This is a genomic window from Calditerrivibrio sp., assembly GCF_049968475.1.
Taxonomy (GTDB): Bacteria; Chrysiogenota; Deferribacteres; order Deferribacterales; family Calditerrivibrionaceae; genus Calditerrivibrio; species Calditerrivibrio nitroreducens_A.
On sequence record NZ_JBMFQS010000003.1, the window covers coordinates 95,167 to 106,981 of the forward strand.

10 protein-coding genes are annotated in these 11,815 nt (G+C 36.7%); 4 read left to right on the forward strand and 6 right to left on the reverse strand.

The window, feature by feature from the left end:
* Window positions 1-13 precede the first annotated feature (13 nt).
* Both ACP5Q2_RS04240 and tpx read left to right on the forward strand, forming a co-directional pair.
* Window positions 14-1,693 (forward strand): 2Fe-2S iron-sulfur cluster-binding protein, encoded by a 1,680-nt coding sequence (locus tag ACP5Q2_RS04240; protein WP_428097543.1) that lies wholly within the window; start codon window positions 14-16, stop codon window positions 1,691-1,693.
* 48 nt (window positions 1,694-1,741) lie between these two features.
* Window positions 1,742-2,245 carry a thiol peroxidase gene (gene tpx, locus ACP5Q2_RS04245; protein WP_424604977.1) on the forward strand — a complete coding sequence of 168 codons (504 nt, stop codon included), beginning with the start codon at window positions 1,742-1,744 and terminating at the stop codon, window positions 2,243-2,245.
* Between the two features lie 56 nt (window positions 2,246-2,301).
* Here the strand turns inward: tpx and dapB are convergent, their stop codons facing one another.
* The 6 genes from dapB to ACP5Q2_RS04275 form a co-directional block, all read right to left on the reverse strand.
* Window positions 2,302-3,105, reverse strand: coding sequence for a 4-hydroxy-tetrahydrodipicolinate reductase (gene dapB / locus ACP5Q2_RS04250; protein ID WP_428097546.1), 804 nt, complete (start codon window positions 3,103-3,105; stop codon window positions 2,302-2,304).
* A gap of 2 nt (window positions 3,106-3,107) precedes the next feature.
* Window positions 3,108-3,989, reverse strand: a complete 882-nt coding sequence (dapA, locus tag ACP5Q2_RS04255) for a 4-hydroxy-tetrahydrodipicolinate synthase (RefSeq protein ID WP_428097549.1) — start codon at window positions 3,987-3,989, stop codon at window positions 3,108-3,110.
* A gap of 16 nt (window positions 3,990-4,005) precedes the next feature.
* Window positions 4,006-4,824: a diaminopimelate epimerase gene (gene dapF / locus ACP5Q2_RS04260; protein ID WP_428097551.1), complete on the reverse strand. Its 819-nt coding sequence runs from the start codon at window positions 4,822-4,824 to the stop codon at window positions 4,006-4,008.
* A 159-nt stretch (window positions 4,825-4,983) separates the two neighbouring features.
* Entirely contained in the window at window positions 4,984-6,396 is a 1,413-nt protein-coding gene (locus tag ACP5Q2_RS04265) for a sigma-54-dependent transcriptional regulator (RefSeq protein WP_428097554.1), read from the reverse strand.
* A 1-nt stretch (window position 6,397) separates the two neighbouring features.
* Window positions 6,398-7,516 (reverse strand): sensor histidine kinase, encoded by a 1,119-nt coding sequence (locus ACP5Q2_RS04270; protein WP_424604972.1) that lies wholly within the window; start codon window positions 7,514-7,516, stop codon window positions 6,398-6,400.
* Window positions 7,495-10,086: a tetratricopeptide repeat protein gene (locus ACP5Q2_RS04275; RefSeq protein ID WP_428097557.1), complete on the reverse strand. Its 2,592-nt coding sequence runs from the start codon at window positions 10,084-10,086 to the stop codon at window positions 7,495-7,497. Before ACP5Q2_RS04275 ends, ACP5Q2_RS04270 begins: the two co-directional genes overlap by 22 nt.
* 89 nt (window positions 10,087-10,175) lie before the next feature.
* Here ACP5Q2_RS04275 and ACP5Q2_RS04280 point away from each other — a divergent pair, with 89 nt between their 5' ends.
* Both ACP5Q2_RS04280 and ACP5Q2_RS04285 read left to right on the forward strand, forming a co-directional pair.
* Window positions 10,176-11,138: a Gfo/Idh/MocA family protein gene (locus ACP5Q2_RS04280; RefSeq protein ID WP_428097560.1), complete on the forward strand. Its 963-nt coding sequence runs from the start codon at window positions 10,176-10,178 to the stop codon at window positions 11,136-11,138.
* A 19-nt stretch (window positions 11,139-11,157) separates the two neighbouring features.
* On the forward strand, window positions 11,158-11,808 hold the full coding sequence (locus ACP5Q2_RS04285; RefSeq protein ID WP_424604969.1) for an acyltransferase: 651 nt from the start codon (window positions 11,158-11,160) through the stop codon (window positions 11,806-11,808).
* The last annotated feature ends 7 nt before the right edge of the window (window positions 11,809-11,815 follow it).

The following is an 11,815-nucleotide window of genomic DNA, read 5'->3' on the forward strand; positions in this document are numbered from 1 at the left end:
TCGCAAATGTAAAGTGATTATTAAAAATTTAAACATTACGGTGGAAGTGAAATCAGGAACAAATCTGTATAATCTCCTTATTGAAAATAATGTTGTTGTCCCTTCTCTATGCAAAGGGAGTGGGCAGTGTGGTAAATGTAAGGTACGAGTAACCTCTGCAGATGGTAAATCGATAAACAAACCTTCCAAAAAAGATACAATAATACTTGCACCAATCAGTATTGATGCCGGATTCAGGCTTGCCTGTCAGTATGAAGTAAAATCTGATATTGTGGTGGATATTTCAGAGTTTCAAAAAAATACTGACCTTGATAGTGATATTATTGCTGTGAAGAAGAAGGGATCTGTGGTAACAGCTATTAGTGAAAGACCTTCGGTATTTGGACAGGGAAAAAATGAATCGGAAACGAGTAAACAATCGTCAGGAAAAGTTATTGAAAATAATGATGAAGATGTTATTTTAGAAGAGCTTATAAAACCACAGGTTATCAAAGTAACTCCCAGGAAGAAGCAGGAGATTGGTGAATCTATTGATGATAAATCCAGCTCTACCGGAGATAGTGTTGTAGAAATAAAAAAAGTTGAAGATATTTATGACCCCGTGGAGGGGATCATATTAATTCAGTATCCACAGGGGATAAAATATTTCACTTATTCCCCAAGCATAGATAACATATCGGGGGAAGGTTTTAATAAAAACGCCGAAAAGATTACCTCTTTGTTAAAGGATAACACCCTGATAGATTTTATATACAACGGTACAAGTGCTAAAAATATCGAAAGGGTATTGTTGATTGATGATAAAACTAGTAACGATGGTGATATATTACTAAATCTGATAAATTACAAACAGATGGATTTAAATGGTATAGTGTGTGAGTATATTGCACCATATAGACATCCAAAAGACCTCCTATCTTTTTTTCGCTTGATTATCAATTTCAAGGATGGGACACTTAATATTCCACTTGACAACCTTGCTGACTGCTATTTTTGCTCCAGTGGCAAACTAATACATTTAAATGCCAATTATGTGGTTGATGATATAAAAATATCTGAATTCTTAAATGTTGGCAAAAACCCGATAATAGATGTCAGTACCGATCTTTCTGAAATAATAACTAAAGATAAGCTCATCAGCCCTGATTCTATGCTGCTGACAGCTTTCATTAAAGTGGTATCCAACTTGAAAGCAATGGGGATTGTGGATAATAAGCTTATACTTAAAAGTAGAAACGAGCTGATGGATAAGATACCATTGGAACTTCTTGTGAAGCTGAGTTATCGCAATGAACAAAAATTATTTAATATATATAGAAGTAAGGAAGTTAATATTTATATTAGCCAGAGGGAACTTGATAGTCTGAATTATCTAAGAGTGTTTATAAATACTCTTTGTAGCTTCGTGGAAAAGAACTGCGGCAAGATAGATTCTTTGACTTTTCACACCCTTGCACCTTTTGAGGCTCTTGTAAACGAATTTTTAAATATGGGTATTATACCAGCCATGCTTGCTAAAAAATGTAAACACCAGTTTGGGGATCCAGCCGTTCACTGCATAAAGCTTTTTGGGTATAAAAACATCCCTGATTTTGTAAACAAAAATTTTGGTGAGGAGTTTGGAATTATTGAGCTTTATAAAAATGAAGATTATAATTCTATTAGCAGCACTTTTGAGAAGGAATTTTTTTAGTTCTGTTATTTCTTAATGTAGAAAGTATAAATATAAGGAGGAAAATATATGTCTTTGACAGTAAAGTTGAAAGGTAATGAAGTAAAGTTAACAGGGGATGTTGTATCTGTGGGTGATTTTGCACCTGAATGTAAAGTGGTTTTATCAGATCTATCTGAAAAAACAGTTGGTGGGAAAAAAGATAAATTTCAACTACTGATAGCAGTTCCATCACTGGATACCCCTGTATGTGCCACAGAGGCCAGAAGGTTTAACGAAGAGGTGGCAAAGCTTGAAAATGTAGATTCAACGATTATTTCTATGGATCTACCTTTTGCTGCAAAAAGATTCTGCACCACTGAAGGTGTAAATATAGCTGTCGGGTCAGACTTTAGAAACAAAAGATTTGGGATATCCTATGGTATTCTAATTGATGAAGGTCCCCTTACAGGGCTTCTGGCGAGGGCTATCTTTGTGGTGGATACAAATGGCAAAGTAGTTTACAAACAGCTCGTTCCAGAGATCACAATTGAGCCGGACTACGCTGACGTACTTAATTTTTTGAAGAAATAGATTTCTTCAATTCAAGATTGAAATAAATAAGGCGGGTATTCCCCGCCTTTTTTCTATCAATTTAATCCCAGCACATCAAACATACTGTATTTACCTTTTGGTTTTCCGTATAACCATTTGGCTGCTGTCACAGCACCTCTGGCAAAGGTATCTCTTGTGTGGGCTTTATGAGTTATTTCAATCCTCTCACCATTTCCACAAAACATTACAGTATGTTCCCCTACGATATCACCGGCTCTGATGGTCTGAATCCCTATCTCTTTATCCTTCCTTTCACCTATTATTCCTTTTCTAGCATAAACAAGATCTTTTTCCATATCTCGCCCCAGGGTGTTTAGGATTGTTTCAGCCATCTTCATTGCTGTGCCACTTGGGGCATCTTTTTTCATTCTATGGTGAGCTTCTATTATTTCGATGTCGTACAGGTCACCAACAGTCTTTGATACCATTTCAAGAACTTTTAATGTTAGATTTACACCAAGACTTGTGTTGGCGGCAAGTATGAAAGGTGCCACTTCTGAAAGTTTATCGATCTCTTTCACCTGTTGACCTGTAAAGCCTGTGCTTCCTATAAGTATAGGTTTTTGAGCTTTCATATAAAAATTGAGATTATGGTATGTGGGTTCTGCACCTGTAAAATCGATGATGACATCAGAAACCTCAGCCCCTTTTAAAATGTCGGAAGAGATTTTAACTCCCAATTCACCACAACCGGCTATAAGACCGGCATCCTGGCCGATCAGAGGGGAGTTTGGATTTTCTATTGCAGCTGACAGTGTTGTACTTCCATCCTCGGTTAAAAAATTTATAATACGTTGCCCCATTTTTCCGGCGGCACCCACCATCATGACCTTTATCATATTTACCTCATAAGTTTGACATTTAAGTCTAAAAGAATTTTTCTAAGTTTTTCAGTACCTTCTGGAGTCATTTCCACAAGCGGAAGTCGTATGTCGTTTTCAATAATACCCATAAGATAGAGAGCTTTTTTAACAGGGATCGGATTTGTCTCTATGAAGATTCCTTTAAACAATGGGAAAAGCTTCAGATGTAAATCTCTTGCAGTAGCTATATCACCTTTCAGCCAAAGATCTACCATTTGGGAGACCTCTTTGGGGATGATATTGCTGGCAACAGAGATAACACCTTTTGCACCTAAGGCCATCATAGGTATCGTAAGGGAATCATCCCCTGATAAAACGTCAAAATCTGGACTTACACCAGCGATGATTTCGGAAACCTGATCAAGTGAACCGCTAGCCTCTTTAACGGCAACAATATTTTTGATCTTTGAGAGTTTAATTACTGTATCAGGTAACATATTTACCGATGTTCTGCCTGGAACGTTGTAAAGGACAATTGGGATATCCACAGCATCCGCAACAGCTTTGAAATGTTCGTATAAACCTTTTTGTGTAGGTTTGTTGTAGTATGGTGTAACTACAAGGGCGGCGTCACAACCAACTTTTTTTGCAAATTCTGTAAGGTATATCGTTTCATGGGTACTGTTGGAACCGGTGCCTGCGATGACAGGTACCCTTTTATTAGATTGTTCCACGACGATTTCGATTACCCTCATATGTTCTTCGTAAGATAGTGTGGCGGCTTCGCCGGTGGTACCACATGGAACTAAAGCGGAAATACCATTATTTATCTGAAACTCCACTAAATTTCTTAATTTCTCTTCATCCACCATCCCATCTTTCATAGGGGTAACTAAGGCAGTTATAGCTCCTTTAAACATAATTCCTCCTTATATTTTAATATTTATAAGCTTCTTCGGTTAATGTTCCTTTGTATACCAACCTTGCTTCACCTTCCAGATATATCTTTTCATTATCGTCGATATGTATTATCAACTTCATACCGCCGGATGTAATCAGCTCCACAGGTGTTTTAAGGATAGATTTTTTGTGTAAGATGAATGCCACAGCCGCAGATCCTGTCCCGCAGGCGAGTGTTTCATCTTCTACACCTCTTTCGTAAGTTCTTATTTTTACCGTTTTGTTGGGAAGAATTTTATAAAAATTCACGTTTGTTCCTGTTGGGGAAAAGAGTTTGTGAAATCTTATCTCTCTTCCATATTTTTTTATATCGAAATTATCTATATCCTCCACCTCTATAGCTATATGGGGGACGCCTGTATTTACAAATGATCCATTTAGGGTTAAATCAGTTAATGGTATTTCAATATCTAATTTTAAATCTGAGGGTCTGGTGAGCTTTACTTTAACGGATGAAGAGCCGGTAATTTCGGCTTCAATAATGCCAGCAAGGGATTCAAATTTCATCTGCTTACCTGCAATGCCATTCTCATAGCAAAATCTTGCGGCACAACGGGAACCATTGCCACACATCTCTGCGGTGGATCCGTCAGAATTGTAAAAATCCCATTTAAAGTCAACCTGTTTGGATGGCTCTATCAGGATCAGCCCATCGGCACCCACTGACATAGAACGTTTGCATAGTTTTGCAACTATATTTCTAAAATCAGTTTTATCGATAAAAAGAGTTCTATTATCAATTATTATAAAATCATTTCCACTCCCACTCATTTTCCAGAAAGATACACCATCCATAAAAATCTCCTTACATTTTCTGAATTTTATTACAGTTTTTTATTATTATCAAGGAAAATTTCACCAACATCAACTCATTTGAATTGCGTATAACAGATATCATATTTTTATGAATGAAAGCTAAAGGAGTATAGCAACATTTTGATAAATCATAATCCGCTACTCCTCCAGATATTCATCCACCTCAATCCCCTGCTCCCTGTATTCGTGCAGCTTGTTTCTCAGCGTCCTTACCGTAATACCCAATAGCTCTGCAGCTTTTGTTCTATTTCCTTTAGTCTCTTTAAGAGTATTAAGGATAAGTTCCCTTTCCATGTCGGCTATCTTCATACCTGCAGATATCTTCATCGGTTTATCTTCATAAGTTAGTTCTGAATTGACAACTTCTGTAATCTCAATCTTATCTTTGTTATTGATATATTCCTTATAGCTGTTTAAGCTTATCCCGTGGAGAAAAAGATTTAGGGGTGTTATATACTGATCCTTTGATAAAATAACTGCCCTCTCGATGGTGTGTTCCAACTCTCTAACGTTTCCAGGCCAATCATAGCTTTTTAAAAGATCAAGGGCTTCTCTTGTCAACTTTTTCTGGGGTTTCTTATTTATATTGCAATATTTATCTATAAAAAATAGTGCAAGGGGTTCTATATCCTCTTTCCTTTCCCTCAATGGGGGGATCTCTATGTTTATCACGTTTAGTCTGTAGAATAGATCCTCCCTAAAGTTTCCATTTTTTACCTCCTCTTTGAGATTTCGGTTGGTCGTGGCTATTATTCTAACATCCACCTTTTGCTTTTTTGTGCCGCCCAGCCGCTCAATCTCCTTCTCCTGGAGCACTCTTAAAAGTTTTGCCTGAAGATTTATAGGTATCTCTCCGATTTCATCAAGGAGAAGTGTCCCTCCGTTTGCCAGCTCAAATTTTCCCTCTTTTCTGTTTATAGCACCGGTAAAAGCACCCCTTTCATACCCAAACAGTTCACTCTCAATGAGAGATTCAGGGATGGCTGCGCAGTTTATCGCCACAAAGTCCCCCTTTCTTTTGCTGTGTTCGTGGATAAACCTTGCCAGAACCTCTTTACCGGTACCCGATTCTCCGGTGATCAAAACGGTAGCCTCACTCTCTGCAATATCTTTTGCTATGGTAAATATTTGACTCATATAAGGGCTTTTGAATACTGTTTTATTTTCATCCACTTCCGGGATAAGATCTTCTATTGCAAAGGCTCTATTTACCAGCTCTTCTATCACTTCAGGTGCAAAAGGTTTTAATATATAATCGAAGGCTCCTTCTTTTATTAATTTCACTGCGGAGTCGACTGTGCCGTAAGCCGTTATGAAACAGACCTTCGTGTTTATCCCTGCTGATTTTAACATTTTAAACATCGTTTCCCCGTCCATAACGGGCATTCTCATATCACTGATAATGAGATCAAAATGTTTATTTGTTGCGTAATCAAGCCCCTCTTTCCCATTTTCTGCGGTGGTTACATCTATACCCATCCTCCTTAGGGTTGTTTCAACTGCTGTTCGCATATTGTCGTCATCATCTACGATTAAGATCCTTTTGTTCATATTAATTCACCTCTTTGGGTAATGTTATCTTAAATATCGTTTGCCCTGGCTTACTGATGGGATAAATATTACCATTGTGGGCTTTGATTATTTTATATACTATTGAAAGCCCAAGTCCAGTCCCCTTGGCTTTTTTGGAGTGGAAGGGTAAAAAGATCTTGTCTATAAAATCCGGGCTTATTCCTGGTCCATTGTCCTCTATAAAGATAGATGAGCTTGTGGAGGTTTCTTCGGAATAGATGGTTATCTTACCCCCCTGAGGTACAGCATCTATGGCATTGTGGATAATATTCATTACCACCTGTTTTATCAATTCTATATCACAGTAGATCTGATCGTTATCTCCTATCCTGTTTTGAAATACGATTTTTTTGTCGTTCATCAGGTGTTTCATGAAAAGGATGACATCATCCACTATGTCAGCAATATATACATATTTTTTATTTAGACGTATATCTTTGGTAAACAGTAATATATTTGAAATGGTATTGTTTATCGTTTTTACACCTTTGATGATTGAGTTTAAGAGATTCTCTTTTTCCCTATCACCCTCTAAGTCTCTACGAAGAAGGGTGGCAAATATTTCTATGCTGCCCAATGGGTTTCTTATATCGTGGGCTATACCTGCCGCCATCTCCCCCATCAGCTTCAGGTTTTCATTTCTCCTCTGCTCCTTTTCTATCTCTTTTATGTTTGTTATGTCATCAATTATGTAGATATAACCATTTTTGTCGGAAAGTGTAAATTTCCCGAGGCTGACGTTGTAATACTTTTCATTCTCTTCGATGACGGAAACGGAAGGGTTTTTTATGCCTAATAGCTTTTCCTGAAAAGCTTTAGATGAAGATTCAAGTAGTATGGTGGCGGAATTATTTTTTAATATGATATTGTTATAGTTATCGGTAACTATTATTGCACTTGTGGCATTCATCATCACCGCATCCAAAAGCTCTGTTTTTTCCTTAAGTTCAACATTTTTTTTCTCGATCTCTTTTCTGAGTCTTTCAGCCTCTTCCTGGAGTTGATTATAAGAGTTTTGCAATTTTACGGTGGCTTCGTTGAATGTTTCAAATGCCTTTCTGAGTAGCTCTATCTGGTCTATTTTTTCAATCTCTTCCATTTTATATCCTCAATCTCATACTTTGCAAGTGTTGCATACTGGTTGTTGGGAAATCTTTTCGTAAGATCCGTGAGATATTTGAGGGCGAGGTTGTTGTCCCCAATTGCAATATATGATTTACCTAAAAAATATAGGGCTTCCGGGTGATTTGGGTCATCTTTTGGGGCATATTTAAGATAATTCAGGTAATTTTTGATGGCATTTTGGTAGTTTTTTGAAATAAATCCGTTTTCAGCTGACTTAAAATATAACCTGTATGCTGATTTTTTTATGTTATCTGGTTGTTTTTCTATATTTTTAAGAAAATTATCAATATTTACCATTTTATCCCCTGTATCCATATTTTCCAAAATATCTATGGCAGTTTTTATCCCAATGGGCTTATTTCTGTTGTAATCTAAAGATAGGTGATAGGCCTTCAAGCTGTTTGTTTTTCTCAGGTCAGAAATAATCTTCTGAAACTGATCTTCGTTGTAGTTGTTGATATTAAACCTGTTTGGGGTAATATTTAGCATATTTCTTACAAATTCTGTTTCATCATTGACCAATTTTATCGATTTTATAAGTTGAGCTGATTTCTCCTTTTCTCCCACCATATACAATGCATATGCTACTTTTGATATGTAGTATTCCCTTTTATCGGATCTATCCAGATCGTTTCTGTTTTTCTGATAGAAAACAATGATAGAGTAATAATCATTGGTTTTTAAGATAGCTTCAAATTCTTTCTGGAGATTTTTAATGATCTGATCTTTTAATTCCGCCACCTTATTACTGTTTGGGAAAAGTGTGATGAATTGTCTTGCATTAAGCCCAAATTTTATAGGATCTGATTTTAAGCTATTAACGTAAGCAAAAAAGGTATCTTCCCAGAGCTTGTACCATCTGTCTTTAAGGAGAGGATTTTTGTTTGTGGTCAAATATTTTTCTATGGTTTTAAGCGCTTCTGCGTACTTTTTGTTATCGTAAAGAGATTTTATTATAGAATACTCCATCTCTTCTTTTAATTTTAGTGCTTCCGTAAGGTATTTTGTTTTAGGAAATTCAGTTGTCAACCTGTCAATGTAGGATGAAGCCTGAGCTATGTCCCCTTTTCCAACATATTCCTTGGCAAGATTGAATAGGATCTCTTCTTTTTTTTCTAATAAGGATTTGCTGTCAGTGGTATCCGGAAATTTATTTATGAATTTATCTATTTCAGCCAGACCATCCTTATATCTTTTGCTGTTTAAAAGGGATTGGATATAGAGTTTTGTAGCTTTCATAGATATATTTGGGTCTGTGTTATTTTTCATGGCATCGTTTAGAAAAATAGACCAGAATTCTGGATCTTTTGATGAAAGTGTCAGCTCTGCTATCTTTATAGCGGCAAGAAGCCCTCCTTTTTTCTGTGGGAATTTATTTTTAGCATCCTTAAGGATATCAAGGGCAATATCGTTTTTACCTTTTTTGAGAAGAATCTCACCTGCTTTATACATAGCCATATCTGTGTAGCTGTTATCCTGGTATTTATTGTAAAATATGGTAAAAAGTTTTAATGCTGTATCATCATCACCTTTATTTTCATAGGTTACTGCCATCCAGTAAAGGGTTGTTGGGGTTACATCATCTATCTTTTTGGGCTTATATTTAGAAAAGAAATCGGAGGCTTTTTCAAAATCCCCTTTCTGGGCATATATTGAACCTACGTATCCGTAAATGGGTGAGTTTTCAGGTTTTGTTTTTTGGAGATAGTCAATGAAATATTTTAGTGCTTTGTCCGGTTGACCCAATTCATTAAATAGCTCTCCTATTTTTGTATAAGCAATATTCAGATACTTTTCATCTTTTACATTTTTTATTATCTCCTGATAAACATAGATGGCTTCATTTTTAAAGCCAAGCTTCTCCTTTGTTTCTGCAGATTTAAGCATTGCTTCCGGAAACAGTCTCGATTTAGGGAACTTTCTGGTAAATTCATCTAAGGTGGATGCGGCGGAAAATAGGGCTTTATCCGATTCTTTGCCCAGCTCAAGGTATGATAGCCCCTGTATAAAAAGGGCTTCTTCCCCATACTTGTCAAGAGGATTCTTTTCTATGAGCTTATCTGCAAGTGTTATGACTGTTTCATAATCTTTATTTTTGAATTTGTTTTTCAATTCTGTCAGAAGTTTTTCAGACTCTTCGTTTTTATAAGTTTGATCCTCCACAGGTATGGCTGCTGTAGTATTTACGTTTATATCGATCTTACCTTTTGGGTTGTTTGCTATTACGATTCTTATCTGATCCTGTTCTTTTGCCACAAAGATGGATGCCCATGGATTGGCTTTCACTATAAGGCTATTGCCGTTTTTCGTGATCTCTTTTAACACTTTTTTATTAAAATCTTTAAGATTTAAATTAAATTTCTTATTGAATTTTATGATTGCCGTATCACCTTTGTAGGTGTAATCTTCCACATAGGATGGGGGTATTTTTAAAATAATTTCACTGATATTGCTACTTTCCTTTATCAAAATAGTTCCGGAAGATGCCATTGCAGATGTAAAAGCTAACAATAAAATAAAGATTTTAAAAGGTAATTTTATCATATACCCTCATGTCATTAGAAAATGTTTGACAATTTCCAGCCATAGGATTATTTAACATCAAACAAAAAAAATGTAAAGGAATGAATTTTATGTATAAAAGCGGATTAAGATTTGCCATTATAGGAGTTGGTGGATATATAGCACCAAGACATCTTAAAGCAATTAAGGATACAGGTAATATTTTGGTGGCGGCACTTGATAAAAATGATTCTGTGGGGATTATGGATAGCTATTTTCCGGATGCAGATTTTTTTACAGAGTTTGAAAGATTTGACAGGCATATCGATAAACTGAGGAGAAGGGGTGAAGGGGTGGATTTTGTCTCTATATGCTCCCCAAACTATCTTCATGATGCTCATATAAGGTTTGCCCTGAGATCAGGGGCTAATGCTATATGTGAAAAGCCGCTTGTTCTCAATCCTTGGAATGTGGATGGATTAAAGGAGATGGAGAAGGAGACCGGTAAGAAGGTTTACACCATTTTGCAGTTGAGATTGCACGAAAATATTATTAAAACGAAGAGAATGGTTGAGGAAACCTTGAAAAGGGATCCTTCAAAGATCTGGGATATAGACCTTACTTATATTACCAGCAGAGGGAATTGGTATTTTACCTCATGGAAAGGGGATGACAGTAAATCTGGTGGGCTTGCCACCAATATAGGTATCCATTTTTTTGATATGCTTTCTTTTATATTTGGGGATTTTAAGAAAAATCTGGTTTACCTGAGGGAAAAGGATGCCTATGCGGGTTATATTGAGCTTGAACATGCAAGGGTGAGGTGGTTTTTAAGTGTAAATGCAAAATATCTGCCGGAATCAGTTGTCTCTCAGGGTAAAAGGACGTATAGAAGTATTACTATGGATGGCGTTGAAATAGAGTTTTCCGAAGGGTTTACCGAATTACACACCGAATCTTACAGGCATATCTTAAGTGGTGGGGGATTTGGCCTTGATGATGCTCTTCCATCAATAAAGGTTGTCAGTGAAATAAGACATCTTGATATTGAAAAAGATGATACTGGCTGGGTTGAAAAGATAATAAAAAAGTGATGGGATTAGAGGTGGTTTTATGAACTACTTTGTACATAGTTCGAGTTTTGTGGATGAAAATGTGGAAATAGGTGATGGTACAAAGATATGGCATTTCTGTCATATTCTACCAGGTACCAGAATAGGTAAAAACTGTTCATTTGGACAGAACTGTATGGTTGGGCCAAATGTAATTGTGGGGAATAATGTAAAAGTTCAGAATAATGTATCCATTTATGAAGGTCTGATTATCGAAGATGATGTTTTCCTGGGGCCTTCCTGTGTCCTTACAAACGTTACAAACCCCAGAAGTCAGGTTAACCGTAAAAATTTTTATGAAAAAACGGTTCTTAAAAAGGGTTGTACAATTGGGGCGAATGCCACCATCGTTTGCGGTATTACTGTGGGTAGATACGCTTTTATATCAGCTGGAGCTGTGGTGGTGAAAGATGTCCCTGATTACGCACTAATGGTGGGGGTGCCTGCAAAACAGAGGGGATGGATGAGCAGGCATGGGCATATATTAAAAAACCCAGATAAAGATGGTGTGATGGTTTGTCCCGAAAGTGGGCTCAGGTATAAAGAGCTGGAGCCTGGCGTTTTGAGATGTCTTGATATCGACGAGGAGGCACCTTTGCCGCCGGATCTTGCGGTGGGGAAACTTTTTTATGACGATTTGAAAAAGAGATAGATTTAAT

Coding starts and splice junctions, on each gene's coding strand:
- ACP5Q2_RS04265 (WP_428097554.1), bottom strand. CDS start 6,396: ATGAACAAAAGGATCTTAATCGTAGATGATGACGACAATATGCGAACA.
- dapA (WP_428097549.1), bottom strand. CDS start 3,989: ATGTTTAAAGGAGCTATAACTGCCTTAGTTACCCCTATGAAAGATGGG.
- dapF (WP_428097551.1), bottom strand. CDS start 4,824: ATGGATGGTGTATCTTTCTGGAAAATGAGTGGGAGTGGAAATGATTTT.
- ACP5Q2_RS04280 (WP_428097560.1), top strand. CDS start 10,176: ATGTATAAAAGCGGATTAAGATTTGCCATTATAGGAGTTGGTGGATAT.
- tpx (WP_424604977.1), top strand. CDS start 1,742: ATGTCTTTGACAGTAAAGTTGAAAGGTAATGAAGTAAAGTTAACAGGG.
- ACP5Q2_RS04270 (WP_424604972.1), bottom strand. CDS start 7,516: ATGGAAGAGATTGAAAAAATAGACCAGATAGAGCTACTCAGAAAGGCA.
- dapB (WP_428097546.1), bottom strand. CDS start 3,105: ATGATAAAGGTCATGATGGTGGGTGCCGCCGGAAAAATGGGGCAACGT.
- ACP5Q2_RS04275 (WP_428097557.1), bottom strand. CDS start 10,086: ATGATAAAATTACCTTTTAAAATCTTTATTTTATTGTTAGCTTTTACA.
- ACP5Q2_RS04285 (WP_424604969.1), top strand. CDS start 11,158: ATGAACTACTTTGTACATAGTTCGAGTTTTGTGGATGAAAATGTGGAA.